This is a genomic window from Streptomyces sp. NPDC001156, assembly GCF_053598275.1.
Genome location: NZ_JBSFJX010000178.1, coordinates 1 through 17,044 on the forward strand (window position 1 = coordinate 1; position 17,044 = coordinate 17,044).

The 17,044-nt window shown below is 66.9% G+C and carries 17 protein-coding genes and 3 pseudogenes; 5 read left to right on the forward strand and 15 right to left on the reverse strand.

Going from position 1 to position 17,044, the window contains the following annotated elements; all coding sequences use genetic code 11:
* The 7 genes and pseudogenes from ACWDA7_RS40905 to ACWDA7_RS40935 all read right to left on the reverse strand — a co-directional run.
* Nucleotides 1-203: pseudogene (locus tag ACWDA7_RS40905) on the reverse strand (IS200/IS605 family accessory protein TnpB-related protein); the annotation flags it as partial.
* A gap of 448 nt (nucleotides 204-651) precedes the next feature.
* Complete coding sequence (locus ACWDA7_RS40910; RefSeq protein WP_450611650.1) at nucleotides 652-864, reverse strand: hypothetical protein; 213 nt, start codon at nucleotides 862-864, stop codon at nucleotides 652-654.
* A 156-nt stretch (nucleotides 865-1,020) separates the two neighbouring features.
* Complete coding sequence (locus ACWDA7_RS40915; protein ID WP_450611652.1) at nucleotides 1,021-1,338, reverse strand: hypothetical protein; 318 nt, start codon at nucleotides 1,336-1,338, stop codon at nucleotides 1,021-1,023.
* Nucleotides 1,339-1,872: 534 nt separating this feature from the next.
* Nucleotides 1,873-2,982: an alpha-hydroxy-acid oxidizing protein gene (locus ACWDA7_RS40920; protein ID WP_450611676.1), complete on the reverse strand. Its 1,110-nt coding sequence runs from the start codon at nucleotides 2,980-2,982 to the stop codon at nucleotides 1,873-1,875.
* A gap of 121 nt (nucleotides 2,983-3,103) precedes the next feature.
* On the reverse strand, nucleotides 3,104-3,931 hold the full coding sequence (locus ACWDA7_RS40925; RefSeq protein WP_450611654.1) for a class II aldolase/adducin family protein: 828 nt from the start codon (nucleotides 3,929-3,931) through the stop codon (nucleotides 3,104-3,106).
* A gap of 70 nt (nucleotides 3,932-4,001) precedes the next feature.
* Nucleotides 4,002-4,880, reverse strand: a complete 879-nt coding sequence (locus tag ACWDA7_RS40930) for an alpha/beta fold hydrolase (RefSeq protein ID WP_450611656.1) — start codon at nucleotides 4,878-4,880, stop codon at nucleotides 4,002-4,004.
* Complete coding sequence (locus tag ACWDA7_RS40935) at nucleotides 4,880-5,479, reverse strand: TetR/AcrR family transcriptional regulator (RefSeq protein ID WP_450611657.1); 600 nt, start codon at nucleotides 5,477-5,479, stop codon at nucleotides 4,880-4,882. Before ACWDA7_RS40935 ends, ACWDA7_RS40930 begins: the two co-directional genes overlap by 1 nt.
* A gap of 206 nt (nucleotides 5,480-5,685) precedes the next feature.
* Between ACWDA7_RS40935 and ACWDA7_RS40940 the strand changes: the two are divergent.
* A pseudogene (locus ACWDA7_RS40940) lies at nucleotides 5,686-6,135 on the forward strand (IS6 family transposase); the annotation flags it as partial.
* A gap of 220 nt (nucleotides 6,136-6,355) precedes the next feature.
* Here the strand turns inward: ACWDA7_RS40940 and ACWDA7_RS40945 are convergent.
* Both ACWDA7_RS40945 and ACWDA7_RS40950 read right to left on the reverse strand, forming a co-directional pair.
* Nucleotides 6,356-6,922: a carboxymuconolactone decarboxylase family protein gene (locus ACWDA7_RS40945; RefSeq protein WP_450611659.1), complete on the reverse strand. Its 567-nt coding sequence runs from the start codon at nucleotides 6,920-6,922 to the stop codon at nucleotides 6,356-6,358.
* Between the two features lie 1,091 nt (nucleotides 6,923-8,013).
* Nucleotides 8,014-8,790, reverse strand: a complete 777-nt coding sequence (locus tag ACWDA7_RS40950) for an IclR family transcriptional regulator (protein WP_450611660.1) — start codon at nucleotides 8,788-8,790, stop codon at nucleotides 8,014-8,016.
* 105 nt (nucleotides 8,791-8,895) lie between these two features.
* Between ACWDA7_RS40950 and ACWDA7_RS40955 the strand changes: the two genes are divergently transcribed.
* From ACWDA7_RS40955 to ACWDA7_RS40965, 3 genes are read left to right on the forward strand one after another with little or no spacing between them, the layout of a single operon-like run.
* On the forward strand, nucleotides 8,896-10,092 hold the full coding sequence (locus ACWDA7_RS40955; protein WP_450611662.1) for a CaiB/BaiF CoA transferase family protein: 1,197 nt from the start codon (nucleotides 8,896-8,898) through the stop codon (nucleotides 10,090-10,092).
* Nucleotides 10,089-10,853 (forward strand): enoyl-CoA hydratase/isomerase family protein, encoded by a 765-nt coding sequence (locus ACWDA7_RS40960; protein WP_450611664.1) that lies wholly within the window; start codon nucleotides 10,089-10,091, stop codon nucleotides 10,851-10,853. The genes ACWDA7_RS40955 and ACWDA7_RS40960 overlap by 4 nt, the downstream gene beginning before the upstream one ends.
* Before the next feature lie 39 nt (nucleotides 10,854-10,892).
* Nucleotides 10,893-11,765 carry a bile acid:sodium symporter family protein gene (locus ACWDA7_RS40965; RefSeq protein WP_450611678.1) on the forward strand — a complete coding sequence of 291 codons (873 nt, stop codon included), beginning with the start codon at nucleotides 10,893-10,895 and terminating at the stop codon, nucleotides 11,763-11,765.
* A 28-nt stretch (nucleotides 11,766-11,793) separates the two neighbouring features.
* Here the strand turns inward: ACWDA7_RS40965 and ACWDA7_RS40970 are convergent, their stop codons facing one another.
* From ACWDA7_RS40970 to ACWDA7_RS40995, 6 genes and pseudogenes are all read right to left on the reverse strand, one after another.
* Nucleotides 11,794-13,104, reverse strand: a complete 1,311-nt coding sequence (locus tag ACWDA7_RS40970; RefSeq protein ID WP_450611666.1) for a carboxypeptidase-like regulatory domain-containing protein — start codon at nucleotides 13,102-13,104, stop codon at nucleotides 11,794-11,796.
* A 303-nt stretch (nucleotides 13,105-13,407) separates the two neighbouring features.
* Nucleotides 13,408-13,614 (reverse strand): annotated as a pseudogene (locus tag ACWDA7_RS40975) (zinc-binding dehydrogenase); the annotation flags it as partial.
* An 8-nt stretch (nucleotides 13,615-13,622) separates the two neighbouring features.
* A complete protein-coding gene (locus tag ACWDA7_RS40980; RefSeq protein ID WP_450611668.1) occupies nucleotides 13,623-14,501 on the reverse strand; it encodes an ABC transporter substrate-binding protein in 879 nt (292 codons plus the stop codon).
* A 142-nt stretch (nucleotides 14,502-14,643) separates the two neighbouring features.
* Nucleotides 14,644-15,408 (reverse strand): SDR family NAD(P)-dependent oxidoreductase, encoded by a 765-nt coding sequence (locus ACWDA7_RS40985; RefSeq protein ID WP_450611670.1) that lies wholly within the window; start codon nucleotides 15,406-15,408, stop codon nucleotides 14,644-14,646.
* The gene (locus tag ACWDA7_RS40990) at nucleotides 15,405-16,067 is read right to left on the reverse strand and encodes a TetR/AcrR family transcriptional regulator (protein ID WP_450611672.1); all 663 of its coding nucleotides are present in this window, start codon (nucleotides 16,065-16,067) and stop codon (nucleotides 15,405-15,407) included. The genes ACWDA7_RS40985 and ACWDA7_RS40990 overlap by 4 nt, the downstream gene beginning before the upstream one ends.
* Nucleotides 16,068-16,450: 383 nt before the next feature.
* Nucleotides 16,451-16,585 carry a hypothetical protein gene (locus ACWDA7_RS40995; RefSeq protein ID WP_450611674.1) on the reverse strand — a complete coding sequence of 45 codons (135 nt, stop codon included), beginning with the start codon at nucleotides 16,583-16,585 and terminating at the stop codon, nucleotides 16,451-16,453.
* A gap of 325 nt (nucleotides 16,586-16,910) precedes the next feature.
* Between ACWDA7_RS40995 and ACWDA7_RS41000 the strand changes: the two genes are divergently transcribed.
* The coding region (locus ACWDA7_RS41000; protein ID WP_450611679.1) for a helix-turn-helix domain-containing protein at nucleotides 16,911-17,044 on the forward strand (134 nt) is incomplete at its 3' end.

The following is a 17,044-nucleotide window of genomic DNA, read 5'->3' on the forward strand; positions in this document are numbered from 1 at the left end:
CACGTATCCGCGGAGTGCTCCAGGCCCTCAGCGCACCGGCGTTTGAGATCCTTCGAGGCCAGCGACCCCAGATGCGCGCCGACCAGACGCAACACGTCGTCGTCGTCCGGCGTGAGGCCCTTGAGACGGGTGCGGATCGCCACGCCGGACGGGCCGACGGCCACGAAGGGGGCAGCGATCGTGCGCAGCGACTCACCACGCATCGATGCACCCCCCCTCCCCAACGCTTGATCGGCAACAGGAAGAACGGTACCGGCCGGCACTGACAGTGCCCGCCAAGCGTCGTGCGCGCTGCAACACCACGAACAAGTACATGCTCGTGCACACTCACACACACTCCTGCACATCCGAAACCGAACAGCTCCCAACCTCCACCCGCCGGCGGAGAGTCCGCCATCGGCGACGAGACCGGCATCATCGGCGCCGCCCACGGCTTCGGCGGCCACCTGTACGTCCTCGAAGACCGCTCCGGAAGCATGGGCGCCAACGACTGGGGCCGCACCGCCTGTCTCCTCGCCCTCAAAGCAGACGCGATCGTCGTCGAGTCGAACTACGGCGGCGACATGGCCAGACAGGTCCTCTCCCAGGCGTGGGAGCAGCTGCGCCGCGAAGGCACCACGAACGGCGCCCTCATGCCCCGCGTCCTCGAAGTCACCGCTCGGAAAGCGCCTGCGGGCCGAACCCATCGCCCAGCTGTGCGAGCAGGGCCTCGTCCACCACGTCGGCGCCCACGTTGCCCTGGAGGACCAGATGGTCACCTGGGTCGTCGGCATGGACTCCCCGGACCGCATAGACGCCGCCGTCCACGGAATGACCGAACTCGCCGACCCGGACCAGCTCGCCGCCGTCGCCGGACATATCCACGATGACCGCCTCGGCGGACGTCGATAATCCCCGGAAACGGCCCGATAAAGGGGAACGGCCCGCCAGCGCCCCTGCTGCCGCCCCTCGAGGCCCGGGAACCTCTGGCGCCCTGGGGCTCTCGACGCACGGTCACCGTCTGCAGCGGCCCAGGATGCCCTACGGCCTGACGCCTGCCTCGGGCTTCTCCTTCCGCCCACTGCGCAGCAGCCAAGTGGCGCCGCCGACGGCGAGGGCGACCGGCCACTCCAGAGCTCCCGCCACGGCCAGCGCTCCAAGTCCTCCGTAGAACGCCAGATCTTTGACGGGCGGAGTACCGGGCAGCCGTGCCGTCGCCGCTCGGGCCGTGCTCGTCATCTCCTCCATGCTGAGATACGGAATCGGCACCGAAGGATGCAGGGTGCGCATGTGCAGGTGCATACCGTGGCCGTTGCCCGCATGCGTCTCCTGTTGCGGGTACTCAGCTGCCTTGCCCATCACACTCCTCCTTCCGTCGAATGCGATGTGCCCTTCCATTGTCGCGCGCCTCTTGTGGCATATGCGGGTGGAAACGATTGCGCTGGAAACTCGGAAGGGAGCGGGAAGTCCGCGCATTCGCAGTGAGTCGATGTCTTCCATGGCCTGGGAACCGGAGTCCGGTCGGGCGGGAGAGCACGAGCAACTCACCGTGCAGGCGCCGATAGCCCCCAGCTTGGATTTCCCCTGGCCGGACGCAGTACCAGCGCTCGGATCGAGTGCACGGTGCGTGGTCGGCCTCCGCGGGGGCGCGACCACGCGCTGGTCAGGGAGTTCCCCGACCCGCGGCGTGAACGGGTCCGTACGACGCAGGCCGGGATGGGGAGCCGTCAACCGGGGTGATCGGCTCGCAGTCCCTCAAGGCGGATTCCGCCGCAGCCCATGGCCAGGACGACGCCACAGGCGCGTGCGGCGTCGGAAGCCAGGACCTTTGCCTGACCTGTACGACCGGGAAGGCACCGCGCGCGCGTGGCCGGCACAGGCTGAACAGCTGGGTCACGGGCGTCGCCGCAAAGCCGAGGGGCTGAGGTCTGCGATCTTCGGGTAGCCGTCGACCGCCATGAGGAGGTCAGCCTCCGCAAGGAGGGAACGCAGCACGTGGATGATGCCGTCCTCGCCGCCCAGTGCCAGACCGTAGACGTAGGGCCGCCCCACCGCTACCGCTCGCGCGCCCAGCGCCAGGGCTTTCACAACATGGTCCCCGGAGCGCACACCCGAATCGAAGATCACCGGAGTCTCGCCTGCGGCTTCGACGACATCCGGCAGCATGTCGAGCGAGGCAAGGCCGCCGTTGGCCTGGCGTCCACCGTGGTTCGAGCAGTAGATCGCATCGATCCCGCCGTCGATGGCCCGTTGGACGTCCTCGGGATGCATGATTCCCTTGAGGATCAGCGGCAGGTCGGTCATGGAACGGAACCAGGCGAGATCGTCCCACGTCAGGCGCGGGTCGCCAAAGGTCATTGCCCAGGATCTCACTGCGGCCTGGAGGTCCTCTTCCGGGGGCTTGGCCAACCGGGACCTGAAGACCGGGTCGCTGAAGTAGTTTTCAAGGGCCAGCCCTCGCAGCTGGGGGAAGTTCGAGCGGCTGAGGTCGCGAGGCCGCCACCCCGGGATCCAGGTGTCCAGCGTGACGATGATCCCCTTGAAACCCGCCTGCTCGGCCCGGTGCACCAGGCTCTCGGCAAGCTCCCGATCATTCGGGGTGTAGAGCTGGAAGAAGCCCGGAGTGTCACCCAACTGGGCAGCGACATCCTCCATCGGGTCGACCGTGAGAGTGGAGGCGATCATCGGCACGCCAGTCCTCGCCGAGGCTCGCGCCACGGCCAGGTCACCGTGGCCGTCTTGCGCGCACAGGCCGATCACACCCACGGGCGCCATCAACAGCGGGGACGGGAGGGGCAGCCCGCACAACTCGATGGACAGGTCGCGCTGGGCTCCGTCGACGAGCATCCTCGGGATCAGCCCCCAGTCGTCGAACGCCGAGACGTTGAGATCCTGAGTGCGCTCGTCGCCCGCCCCGCCGGCGATGTAGGAGAGGAGCCAGGGGTCCAACGCCTTGGAACCCCGCTCCTCCAACTCGGCGTAGGTCATCGGCATCTTCGGCATGATGCCGGAGAGCCCGTTGAGGTAGATATCGAACTGGTAGTCGCCAAAGTCCGACACGCGGTTTCCTGCCTCCTCCTGGTCGGTTCTGGCCCGGCGGGCCGGTCTCGCTCGGTCGGGAGCCTCAGCCGAACAGGTCCGGCGAGGAGGCGATGATCTGGTCCCACAGCGGACGGAACTGGAACCAGCCCGCGAGGGGCCCGCCGATCTGTGCGCGGACCTGCTCCGCGGTCTCCCGGTCGATCTCGTGCGGGGCGCCCGCGGCCATGGCCAGGAGCTGCGCCTGGCATGAGCGTTCCATCGTGATGAACCACCACGCGGCGGCGGCAACCGACTGACCGACGGTCAGCAGGCCGTGGTTCTTCAGGATCACGGCCTTCGCCGGACCGAGCGCCTCGCCGATGCGGCGTCCCTCGTCGGAGTCGCTCACGACTCCGCGGTAGTCGGCGTAGAGGCCCTGGTCCTCGAAGAAGGCGCAGGCGTCCTGGGTAAGTGGTGCCAGCGGGATCCCGAGCGCTGAGAACGCCTTGCCGTGGAGGGAGTGCGCGTGTGCGGCTGCGACGGCGTCGGGGCGGGCCTTGTGGACCTCGGCGTGGATGCAGAAGGCGGCACGGTTCACCGGGCGTTTGCCGTGCAGCAGGTTGCCTTCGTGGTCGACACGTACCAGGTCGGAGACCTTGATCTGATGGAAACTCATCCCGAACGGGTTGACCCAAAACGTGTCGGGGAACTCGGGGTCACGGGCAGTGATGTGCCCGGCGACCCCCTCGGAGAAGCCCAGCTTTCCGAAGACTCGGAAGGCGGCGGCGAGTTCCCGCTTGCGTACTTCGCGCTCCTCCTCGACCGAAAGCCCCGTAGGCGGGAGCGGGAGATCGAAGTCGTCGGGGATCGGGCCGATGTTGGCCCGGATCAGGTCGAGCATTTCGGGGGCGTGGTGCTGCGTGATCGTCATGGTCTTCGTTCCTCTCGATGTGTGGAGACGTGGTCAGGCCGTGAGCGCGGTGACGGGACCCGTGCGGACTTCAGCCGCTTCCTCCCGTGGCGAGGATCAGTGAGGCGACGCGTTGCGGCGCCTCCAGCGGGGGCCAGTGTCCGACGTCCGCAAGGGCATGGAGTGTCGCGTTCGGCATGCGTTCGGCGATCCGCTCGGCGATGTGGGCACCCGCGACGGGATCGCGCAGGCCCCAGATGAACGTCTTGGGCAGATCGCTGGTCTCCATGGCTTCCACCCAGCGGTCGCGGTGGGCAGTCCGGTCGGTGATGTAGTGGATCAGCCGGTGGGAGTTCAGGTGGCCGTCACCGTGGCTCATGCTCTTCCACATCTCGGCTGTGTCGGCGCTAGGGTCGTAGTGCTCGGCGAATGTCGGTGAGAGGGCGGTGGCCATGAGCTCGCCGGTCAGCGCGGCGCTGAGCCGGGGGCCGGTTTCCGGGTCGAGCAGCGCCGTCTGGGCCGCTTCCGGCCGGTGGAGTTCTGGGTAGACGCCGCCGTTCAGCAGCGTCAGGCTCGTGATCCGACTCCTCAATGACTCCTCGGCGCTGCGCGCGAGCAACTCTTGCGCCACGGTGGCCCCGTAGTCGTGCGCCACCAGATGCGTCGAGGCCACCGCCTCGTGCTGCCACAACGCGACCACCAGGTCGGCCTGCTCGTGGATCGAGTAGTCGTGATCGGCCGGCTTCTCGCTCGCGCCGAAACCGAGGAAGTCAGGCATGAGCAGGGTGTGGTGGGCGGCGAGAACGGGCACCACCTGGGCCCAGTCGTGAGACGAACTGGGGAACCCGTGGAGCAGGGTCATCACCGGGCCGCTGCCGATGCGGCGGACGAACACCTCGCGGGGGACTCCGGCGACGGTGAGCGGCACCAGATACCCTTCGGACCACCACTGCTCGATGCTGGTCGTCATCAGAGCCCTCCCAGCAGTGCGGGCAGGAACCGGCGTTCCAACTCGCCGTGCGGGAGAGCTGCCGGTTCCACCAGGCTCTGTGCGAGCCCGCCTTCCCGGACAGCGACGATGACACGCAGCAGCATGTCGAGATCCATCGCGGTCTCCTTGCTCGGTGTGGTCGCCAGGAGTGGTGCGATCAGCTCCGCCATTGCCGCCCGGATCGCTGCGTCATGGCGGGCGAGCGCTTCGGCCGCCTCGGGGTTGCGGATGGCGTGGAGAGTGAACTCGGTGGAGATGAGGAACCAGGCGCGCGTCTCCTCGTCCACGACGCTTGCCAGCTCGATGAACGTGGCAACCGGATGCTCGGAGAGCACGGCTTGGTCCACCGCCTCACCGAGCTGTTTGAGGACGATCTCGGAGCGTCGAGTGAACAGCGCAAGGAAGAGTTCGTCCTTGGAGCCGTAGTTCGAGTAGAACGCGCCGGTCGTGTAGCCGGCCCGTGCGCACAGCTCCGCGATCGAGACCCCGTGAAACCCGTCCTTGGCGAATGCCTGCTCGGCCGCGTTGAGCAGGCGCTCGTTCGTCTCCTGTCGTCTCTTGGTCACACGTTTTGTCATGCGTCCCACCTGTTCTCGTCATGACGATCGACGATGTCGGATAGAGGTTCTCATCGGATAGCAACCTCTATCCGATAGAGGAACCTATCGACTGAGAGCGGTGGACACAAGGCCTGCCACAGGAGAGTTCACGGCGCGGCAAGGCACTGCCACGTTGACTGGCCGGTGGGATGATCTTCTGGTTGGTCGTGCTGGAGGGGGCGCCCGTGGGGAGTGCGCCGCCGTCGTACAAGGGGCACCGGTACCCGGGCGAGGCCATCTCCCACTGTGTGTGGCTGTACTTCCGCTTCGAGGTCGAGGAACTGATGCTCGAGCGCGGGGTCGTCGTCTCGTACGAGACGGTCCGCCGCTGGTGCGCCACGTTCGGGCAGACCTACGCCGGCGCGCTGCGCCGCAGGCAGTCCCGGCCCGGCGACAAGTGCCACCCGGACGAGGCGTTCATCAAGATCAACGGAGCGCAGAAGTACTTGTGACGGGCCGCGGACGCCGACGGCAACGTCCTGGACGTCCTCGTACAGAACCGGCGGGATACCGCCGCGGCCAGGCGGTTCTTCCGCAGGCTGCTGAAGAAGATCCGCACGGTGCCCCGGGTGGTCGTCACCCACACGCCTCGCTCCTACGGCGCGGCCCACCGCGAGGTCATGCCCTCGGTCCAGGACATGCCGATGACGCCGGCGCCGACGACGGTGACGTTGTGGAACGCCTCCGCGTTCACAGTGCTCATGGTGTGCGATCCCTTTTGGTTAGTGCCCGTCTTGATTAGTGCGCGTCCCTGCGCGACGACGCATGAAGTGTTGAAAGCCGGTTCCGTGCGGGCGAGTTACGGCTGTTCCGTTGGGAGGTGTGGGCCCGCTACGGTCCCACACCTCCCAACGGTCACTGCGCCGACCTCTGCAGCCGCCCACTCGCGTCGATCACGGCGTCGCCGTGATCGTTCTCGATTTCGATCTCGAGAACGGTGCAGACCCGCCCGAAGGACCAGTAGAACCCGGTCACCTGCATGATCTCGAGGATCTCGCGTGGAGTGAGGCGCTCCTTGACGGCCGAGAAGATCTCGTCGGAGACGGTTGGGGCGGCGACGACCGCGGCCACGAAGCGAACGATTGCGCGGTCGTCGTCGGGGAGCTCCAGGGCGTCGAACTCCCTACGCTTGATCGCATCCCGCACGGCGTCCGACACGCCGAAGGATGCTGAGATCGGCACGTGCTGGATGAACTCGTACTCGCAGTCGGTTGCGCTGGCCGCGGTCAGAATGGTCAGTTCACGGTTTCGCGGGGAGAGCGCTAGCTGGGTGTACTGCGCCTGGCCCTGCCGGAGGAAGATCTCAATGGTGGCCTGTGAGTGCGACAGCATGTCGAATGCTGCGTGCTGCGGCAGCTGGTCGAGGAAGTCGCACAGCTCCTCGGAGAAGTCCTGCCGGTCGGGGTAGGGAAGACGAGACACAAAGGCTCCTTATAAGAATGCAACGGCGAACCGCTGTCTGCGGGGGAGCGGATAGGCCATTGCGCATATTCCGGGCCCGTGGCTGCCACATGCTGTGCCGCCGGGACAATGTCGAGAATCAGACCCCTTGGAAAGGTAGGCCATCCTCGCCGGGCTGCGGACACTGCTTACATCGTCAACTTAACCTTCGGCTGCGCCGACCCAGTGGTATCCGACTACATGTTCTTGTAGTTTTTATCCTTCCATGCGCGGTGTCGTAATCCAGGCAGTGTGCTACTGGGGCTGGAGGGGTTTATGGCTGTTCAGACTCGGAGGCGTGCACACTGCGACACGGCAAAGCAGGCCTTGCAATTGATGGGCGGAACCCGACCTGGCAGGAAAGGGAAAGATGTACGAGCGACCGTTCGGGAAATCGCTCAAAAGCCCGCTCAACCCGGTAGTGCATCGACCAAGCGAGCAGAATCTAACTACGGTGGGCGGGTGTAGATTCTCGCAAGGTCGTCGTATTGACTTCCACGCTACCGATAAGATTCAGAAAGATATTGAGGAGACGCTGGTAAACGACAGTTAGCACTACGAGCGGCGAGCGAATTGCTATAAAAAACTTGGGAGCCGAGACCGGACGGAAGTCGAGTCGTTGGCGCGTTGAATGGGTGGTCGCAGGCGCGTGGTGACACGTCACTACATCGGGCTCTCGCGGAGAGCCGCCGGTTCGAGCTGTGGCAGGCCATGAGTCAACGCGGTGAGGCGTTCGAGATCCAATTGGGGCTGCCTGAGTCCGAGGTGGGCGCGTTGGCCGACGCTGCCGAAGCAGCGGACGCCGAACCACCTTGCGGTGGTTCAAGTTCTGCCGGAAGTACGTGGTTGGGCGGTGGCGTACGTGCGCAGCCAAGACCCATGAGGGCGTGGCGTATGGTCTCGCGGCCGTGACCCTCGCCAAGGTCAAGTGTGGGGACAACACTCCCGAGGATGAGTCCTTTTGGGTGGCCTTCCGCTGGGGGACTCTGCCCGGGAAGTCCGGTTGCGCTGGCGTGCCGTTCTCCCGCCGGGGGTCCGCTTTGCGGAGGTGTCACTCAGAATTCGAACGCGTCTCAGTCGTCCCGTTCCGTCGTGGGACTGTTTTCGGCGTGCTGCCCATCCCACTGGGACGTTACGCGCGCGGCGGCGTCGCGGACCAGGATGCCGTACCGGTCCCGGAGTTCGTCGGAGAGCCGGTAGGTCGGCACAGAGACGCTGAGGGAAGCGGCCGGTGCTCCGGTCGGATCCAGGATCGCCGCAGCGACGGCACTCACATCGTCGCGCCACATCCCGGTGTTGATGGCGTAACCGCGCTTTCGGACCGCGGCGAGTGTGGCACGCAGCGTCTCGACACCCGTCACGGTCTGTGCGGTGTACTGGGTCATCGGTTGGCGGGTGATCGCATCTGCCGGCAGGTGGGCAAGGATCGCCAGCCCGGAGGCCGAGGCGTGGAGGGGAGCGCGACCGCCGAGCCAGGAGACGTTGCGGACGGCGTGCGTGCTGTCGATCTTGTCCAGCAGGATCACGCTGTCACCGTCCACGATCGTCAGGTGGATCGTCTCGCGGGTCTGCCGGGCGAGGTCCGCCATCGCCGGTGCTGCGGCCTCACGGAGTAGGCGCTCGTGGCGCAGCACGTGCCCGGCCAACTTCAGAGGTCTGGCCGTCAGTATCCACCGTGTGTGGCCGCTGCTGTCCAGCGGGCGGATCCATCCGACCTCGGCCAGCGTGGTCAGACTGCGCTGCACGGTGCTCTTGGGCAGGTCCAACTCCCGTGCCAGCGCGCCCACACCGACCGGCTGGGCCTCGGCGAGCGCTTCGAGCACGGAGAAGGTCGTGAAAACGCTGCGCACTCTGTTGACGCCTCCTGACTGTCCACCTACCTTTTGGACCGCATAGTAGCACAGCTGTTCCGCTATGCGGCACAAATTTTGGGTGCGAAATCCTCGGGAGATGCAATGACGGGTCCTCTCGGCGGCGTGCGGATTCTGGACGTCAGCCAAGTGATGGCTGGTGCCTACTGCGCGGCGCTGCTCGCCGACATGGGCGCTGATGTGATCAAAGTCGAACGTCCAGCCGGCGACGAACTGCGTGGCTGGGGACCCGACTCCCCCGGCGGCCAGTCGCCGGCATACATGGCGGTGAACCGGAACAAGCGCGGGATCGCCCTGGACTTGCGGGACGAACGGGGAGCCGCCACGCTGCGCAGGCTCAGCGAGAGAGTCGACATCCTCGTCGAGAACTTCAGGCCCGGCGCCATGGAGCGGCTCGGCTGCGACTATCCCAGCCTCGCCACACGGAACCCCGCACTGGTCTACTGCTCGATCTCGGGATTTGGCCAAGACGGCCCGCTGGCCGGCCGGGGCGGGTACGACCTCATCGCCCAGGGCATGTCCGGGATCATGAGTGTCACCGGGGAGCCCGGCGGCGAGCTGGTCAAGGCGGGCGTGCCAATCTGCGACCTCACCGCGGGGATCCTGGCCGCCAACGGTGTGCTCGCCGCCTATATCCACCGTCTGCGTACCGGCGAAGGACAGTACGTGGACACCTCACTACTGGAAGCCGGCATCTCCCTGATGGTGTGGGAGAGCGCCGTCCTGTTCGCCACCGGACACGTAGCCGGCCCGCTCGGCTCGCAGATGCGACTCGCCGCCCCCTACGAGGCGTTCCGGACTGCCGACGGCTGGCTGACCGTCGGCACACCCAATCAGCGGATGTGGGAACGTCTCGTGACCGCCCTGGAATGGCCGGGGCTGGGGGCGGACCCGCGGTTTGCCGATCCGATGTCCCGCATGACCAACCGCCCGTCGCTGACCGAGCAACTGCAGAAGAAGTTCCTGGACCACACCACCGAGCAGTGGATGGACATCCTCTTGCCGCACGGCATTCCCGCCGGACCCGTGTATGACATCGGGCAGGTCTATTCCGACCCCCAGGTCCGGGCCAGGCGGATGCTCGTTGAGGTCGAACACCCCACGGCGGGGCCGGTCAAGCACATCGGCGTGCCCGTCAAGTTCTCCCTCACTCCTGCCGTCATCGATCGTCCGGCCCCGCTGCTGGGCGAGCACACCACCAACGTGCTGACCGAAGCCGGCTTCAGCCCGTCCGAGGTCGAGGCCCTGCTTGCCGCGGGTGTGGCCAAGGAGGAGAAGTGAGTGCAGTCCGGCTGAAGCGCCACACCCCGCATGTCGTGGTGATCACACTGAGCAACCCGCCCGTCAACACCCTCTCCTGGGAAAGCCGGGCGCACCTGAAGAAGGCCATCGACCGGCTGGAGGAAGACCCAGAGATTCGTGCGGTCGTCCTCACCGGAGCCGGAGGTGTGTTCACCGCCGGCGCAGATCTGGTCCAGGACCAGCGGATGAACCGGACCGAACTGCCCGACTTCGTGGCGGACTTCGAGCGGATCGTCGACGGCCTGGAGAGGTTCCGTGCTCCCGTGATCGCCGCGGTCAACGGGCCGGCCATCGGCGGCGGATTCGAGCTGGCCCTTGCTTGCGACATCCGCGTCGCCTCAAGCGAGGCGTCCTTCGTCGCGGCTGGGGTCAACGTGGGCCTCATGGCGAACTTCTGGCGCCTGACGAGGATCGTGGGACTCGGACCGGCCAAGGAGATCCTCCTCACGGGCGAACGCTACGGAGCCGAACGGGCCGCGGCCTGGGGACTGGTCACCGATGTCTGCGCACCCGAGTCGCTCATGGACGTAGCGCTGGCGAAGGCGGAGCGGATCGCGACTCGCGCCCCCCTGTCGGTCGAGGCCACCAAGCGCTGCGCGAACGACGCCCTGGAGATGAGCCGGGACGAGGCGCACCGGCGCCAAGTCGACGAACTGGCCGAGTTGTTCGCGAAGGACGACCACAAGGAAGCACTGCGTGCCTTCTTCACCAGGTCGGTCGGCGAATACCACCGGCACTGATCCCAAGGAGTGACATTGCACAGCTCTGTCTTGACCACCGTGATATTGCCGATCGCCTTGGCGGTCATCATGCTCGGCCTGGGACTCTCCCTCACGTTCGCTGACTTCGCCCGCGTGATCAGGGCGCCGCGCGCCGTGGGCACGGCACTGGCCTGCCAACTGGTACTGATGCCCGCGCTTTGCCTGGCGCTGCTTGCGCTGACCGGACCCGACCCCGACACGGCCGTCGGGATGCTGCTCCTGGCCGCATCGCCCGGCGGAACGCTCGCGGCCATCTACAGCCACCTCGCCCGCGGCGACATCGCGTTGAACATCACCCTCACCGCGGTCAACTCGCTGATCTCCGTTGTCACGCTGCCGCTCGTCATGTGGGGCGTGACCAACCACTACGTCGGCCACGCCCACAACATCGGACTGCAACCACAAGGCGTCGTCACCCTGATCGCCACCGTCCTGCTGCCGGTGGCCTTCGGGATGGCGCTGCGGCGCTTCCGCCCAAACCTTGCGCAGGCTCTCAGCCGCGCCGTACGGATCGTCGCGCTCATCGTATTGGTAGTGGTGATCGTCGGTGCGATCCTGCAGAACGCCCACCAGCTGGGCCAATCCCTCGGCTCCGTCCTTCCGCTCACGGCGGCGTTCAGCGTCCTGAACCTGGTCATCGGCTACTGGGTACCACGCCTCGCCCGCGTCGAACGGCCCCAGTCCGTCGCCTCGTCGATGGAGATCGGCATCCACAACGGCGCCCTCGCCGTCACTATCGCCCTCAGCCCCGCGTTGCTGAATATGCCGGCCGCCGCAGTGGCACCCGCCATCTACAGCCTCGTCACCTTCCTCACCGCGGCGATGGCAGCCCTCCTGCTCGCCCGGCGGACCCGCCCACTCCCCGTAATGCAATCGGTGACCAGCACCTGACGGCCGCCTGAGGGCCGTGGAGGTGTGGTCATGCCACCCCCACGGCCCGCTGCCCCAACAGGGCGAACATTTCCGAGGTGCCAGCAGGCGGGAGACCGGCCTGGCCCAGGGTGAGGTGGCCAGTGATCCGACCCTGTCCTGTGGCGTCCTCGGAGATGCTTAGGCCGGTGAACTGGGCTCCTGGCTGGGGGATGTGGACGTGGATGTTTTCAGCCGGGCTCTGCTGGAGGAAGTCCGTCACCTGAACGGCGAGCTGGAAGGCACCGGCCTGGGAGATCGGGATGCTCAGTCCTCCCTGATCGTCGGACACATAGCTGTAGGGCACGGAGCCGGTTTGCGCCTCAGACAGGCTGACGACGGTATTCGGGGCCGAGACCCAGCCGTCGCCGACCTTGCGCTCCACCACACCGGTCACTGTGGCCGAGCCGCCGGCGGGGACGTTGACGTCCGGTGGAGAGGTCAGCCGGATCCGTGTGGACTCGGACGCGGGATAGTCCGGATGAGGGAGGTACGCATACGCAGGCGTGTGGGTCCAGCTTTCCTCCCGGCCGGGCTCGTATTCGCCGGTGGTCTGGATCGCACCGTCGGCGTCGAGCGAGATCATGAAGGTGCCGTCGGCAGCCGTCGTCGCCCTCCGCGAGTAGCCGCCGCTGTTGTTGTAGACGGACACGGTGGCGCCTGAGAAGGGGCTGACCTGGCCTGTGCCCGGGTCGGTCAGAGTGAGGGCTCCGTGGACGGTGACGACCCGGTGGTCGAAGTCGAAGTTCGGCGGGACGGTCTGCGTGTATTCGCTGAAGTGGACGATCTGCTGGTACTCCACTGTCCCGGCATTGGGCAGCGTGACGTAGGAGGCGTGGTCGTCGTGTACGTCCAGCGCAACCCGGTAGGCGCCGAAGGCGGGCAGTACGACAGGGGTGGGCGACCGCCATACGTGCGCGTCCAGATACTCGAAGTCGGTCACAGTGAGCACCGGTGCTGCATCCGCGGGCGCGTTCAGCGGATAGAAGCGGGCGGTGACCGATGTGACTGTTGCGCCGTCGCAGGATGACCAGGCGGTGATGTTGAAGTGGGCGTGGTCATCGCTGTAGTCGAAGGGGTTGGCGGTTGCCCAGGGCAGACCGGCAACCCGCTTGGTGACTGTCAGCGGCCCCTGTCCGTCAGGCGGAGCGGGGTCGTCACTGGGTGTCGATGCTCCTGCGGAATCAACCACCGCCGTGTCGGCACCGGCCGCGGGCGGAGGGCTGGGCACCGAGATGTCGGCGAGGGCCTGGCTCGGCAAGGCCAGCGTGCCGAGGAAGGCAGCCGCGACGGACGTGGGGATATACAGGCGTGATCTCACGTGGAGGTCCCCCCGGACAGTGAATCGGTGATCTGTCATGCGTAGATCGGCGGGGGATCTTACCTACCGCCCGCCGCGGACTGAACGGTGGGCGGTCTTGAAACCCGTTGTGGCCCGGCGACTTGGGTTCAAATAGGACACCCATCGTGCATTTGCGGCCTCTGGCCAGCCCAGTTGGTCAGAGGCCGCCATCGTGTCCAGGCCCTGTGACTGTCTGGTGTTCCCTGTGATGTCCCGATCGACCCGGCACGGCTGGGATGAATGGTGGCTTGAGGTCCTTGTACCAGTCGGCAAGCAACCCGGTTGTGTGCCGTCGAGGGCGACGCCGTGGGGGACGCCGACGAAGCCGACGTTGCCGCCGGGACGGGTGGAGTTCAGGGCCTGCTGCATCGACTGCTCGTTATCCACACACTCCAGCACGCGGTCGGCACCGATCCCGCCGGTCATCTCCTTGATACGGGCCACGCCCACTTCGCCGCGCTCAACGACGATGTCGGTGGCACCGAACTCGCGGGGTTCTAAGATGCGGTGGTTGCGGTGCGGTAGAACTCGGTTGCGGTGACGGTGGCGGGGACGCCGAGTTCGGCGGCGACTTCGGTGATCGCGGTGGCGCCGACGGCGAGGTCGGCTTGGCCGTCGGTGGTGAAGTACGGTGCGATGAATGTGTCGTAGTGGGTTCGGGCTTCGTGTGCGGTGTGTCCGCCGAGGAACGTCTGCATGTGCCGCACCGTGGTGTCGGGGTCGTTGCGGATCACCTGCAGGGCGCGCCGGTGTGCTCGTAGGACGGCCTGGACTGCGGGGTCGTCCGGGTGGATGTAGGTGGGGTCGACGGCCACGCCTACGGTGGGGATCTGGAAGTGGTCGCCGACCCAGGCCAGCACCTGCCAGCCATGCTCGGCGGCTACCGCCTCGGGTGCCATGGTGCTGCCGACCAGGGCGGCGTCGATCTCGCCGTCGCGTAGTCGGCGTAGGTCCATGCCGTAGTCGCCGGGCGGGCGGACGATGGTGTGGAGGTCGCGGTCCGGGTCGAGGCCTGCCTTGCGCAGCACGATCCGGGTGAAGCACCCGGGTGCGGTGTGGGGGGCGTGCACCGCCAGCCGTCGGCCGGCCAGATCGGCCAGGGAGGTCAGGCCGGGGCGGGCGAGGAACCAGAACAGCGGGCGGTGGGTGTTGACATTAAGTGCGACCCAAGGGGTGCTGTCGGTCAGTCGGGACAGCAATGCCCGACCGAGCCCGATGGTGGCGCTGTGGCGCAGCCGTTCCTCGTCCCAGGTGCAGCCGTCGCGCAGCGCGACGTGGACGCCCTCGTCGGCGTAGTAGTCCTGCTGGTCGGCTATGTAGGCGGCCAGTTCTTCGTGCAGGCCTCGTCCGACGTAGGCGAGATCGATGGTGTGCATGAACCTTGTTCCTTGTTCGTGTCACCGGCGCGTCCCCGCGTGTGTCGCGGCCGCTGCGGTTTGTGGTGCTGAGGGTCAATGCGGCGCGGTTCTCGGCCGGACCGGGACGGTATGGCCCCGTGTGTGAGGGGACAGTGACGCGTCAGTACATGGACATTCCGCCGTTGACCGCGGCGGTGGTGCCGGTCATGAAGGCGTTGTCCTCGCCGGCGTAGAAGGCGACGGCTTGAGCGACGTCGGCCGGGTGTGCCAGGCGGCCCAGGGGGGTGGCGGCCACCTGCCGCTGCTTGTGCACATCGTCGAACACATCCGCCATGCGGGCCATGCGGGTGTCCTCCACCGGGCCGGGTGCGACGATGTTGACCGTGATGCCCCATGGGCCCAGTTCCTGGGCGAGGTATCGGGCGAACTGTTCCAGTGCGGCCTTGGACGTGCCCAGTGCGATCATGTTCTCCCGGGGCCGGCGGCTGAGGCCGGTACTGATATAGATGATGCGTCCCCAGCCCTGTTCGGTCATGGCGGGCAGGACGGCTTTGGTGACCGCGTACGCCGCATGCATCTCGGCGTCGAGCTTGCCCCCCAGTTCTTCCCAGGTCATGTCCTGGAACGACTTGATCGCATACGGGATGAGCGCGTTGTGCACGAGCACGTCGATGCCGCCCCATGCCGCCTGGACCTGCTCGACCATGCTCTCGACCGCCGCCACCTCGCGCACATCGGCCTGTACGGCCATGGCTTGGCCGCCTGCGGCCTCGATGTCGGCCACGACCTCCTCGGCTGCCGTGCTGTTGCGGAGGTAGTTGACCACCACGCGTGCCCCTCGCGCGGCAAGGAGACACGCGGTCGCCGCACCGATTCCGCTGCTGGCCCCTGTCACCAATGCCACCCTGCCGGTTGTCACAGTCATGGGCCTACCTCCTCCTCATCATCACGGGCCGTCGGATGGACCGCCCCGAGTTGGTCGTCGTCGGTGCCGGGGTGTGCTGGGCGGACCGCCCCATAGAGCACGGTGTCGACGGTCGCCCGCAGCAGATCGGCCCCAGTCCAGTTCAGTTCGTGCGGCAACTGCGAGGTGAGCAGCCGTTCCAGCGCGCCGCGGGTGATTTCGCTGAGCAGTTGGGGCGGGGTCAGTAGCAGTCCCTGCCGGTGTCCGTCCCGGAACAGCTCGTCGAGCCGCCGGTAGACCACCGCGTCCGTGCGCTGCTCCACGTGCTGGCGCAGCATCGCATCGCCACCTCGCCCGGTTGCGAGCTGAGCCGCGCCGATCCGCCGGAGCTCGCTGCCCGCTGCGATCAGGAACCGTTGGACCCGCACATCGAACGGTTGCCCTTGTGCGTCCTCGGCGGCCGTCACCAGCGTGCGCTCCACTGCCGCGAACTGCCGATCCAGCACCGCGGTCAGCAGGCTGCGCTTGTCCGGGAAATGACGGTAGATCGTCTTCTTGCTCATCCCGAGCTCACGAGCAAGATCGTCCATGCTCACCCGCGCGAAGCCCGGCGCGAGGAACAGTCGGCCGGCCGCCTCCACGATCACATCGGCGCGCTGCCCGTTACGCTCGGAAACCATCGAAACTGATCCAGTTTCCATAGTCTCCAGCGTGGCTGCCTGCCTCCGTGCTGTCAAGACACTCCTTCCCGGGCGCCCGTGATCTTGGCTGGTGCACGGGAAGAGGACGTGCACGGCGTGGACGCGTGGCCTGTCCACCCGCGGGCCGGAGCAGATCGCACGGGCGCGCCGACGAGGGGGATCGACTCCATCCGTGTGTCCTGCTGCGGCTGCTGGCCGGGCCGGCTCCTGGGTCGGCGCACACCTCAACGATCACTCGTGCCGGTGCTTCCGCCCTACCCCGGCGACCCCGCAGCGCCGGTCCGGTCAAGCCGCACACGCCGGACCCAGGTTGTGTGCAGAGCCGGCTCCGTAACCATCGCGGACCGTTTGGGCCTAAACCCTTAGCTGACCGGTAGGAAGCCGGCTTCGAAGATCGGCTCGAGCACGAGCTTCGCCGCCGTCATCACCACCCGGTCCGCCACGGTAGGGATCGACAGCGGCCGGAACTCCCCCGGCCGCCCCGGCTTGGGAATCATGACCCCCCACAGCAGTGACGGCCGAACGCAGCGCCCGCAACTGCTGCGACAGATCGCGGAGGAACTCCTCCACCCCGGCGGCGGCCACGGCATCCACGGTGAGCCCGTCCACGCCGGGCGCGCCCCGGTTCCCACACACACCGGCCCAGGCCCGCCACAAGATGGTCCAAGGCCGGCAGGCGCCCGCCGTGGCTGCCGCGCCGGAGCCGCATCTGGCAGTTCTGGGTACGTCCCGGCTTTGTCAGGGCCGCTCGCGCCCCCCGGCATCACCCGGATCAGGCTCATCAATTTGCTTAGAGTTCCTCAGTGATCGTACGGTGATCGCATGGAACTTCTTCGACTCTCAAAGGCCGCCAAACGTCTCGGTGTTCACCCCGTGACGCTTCGTCTGTGGGCTGACTCGGGGAAGATTCCGGTGACTTGGGTCGGGCGTGAGCGCCGGTTCTCCTCGATCGATGT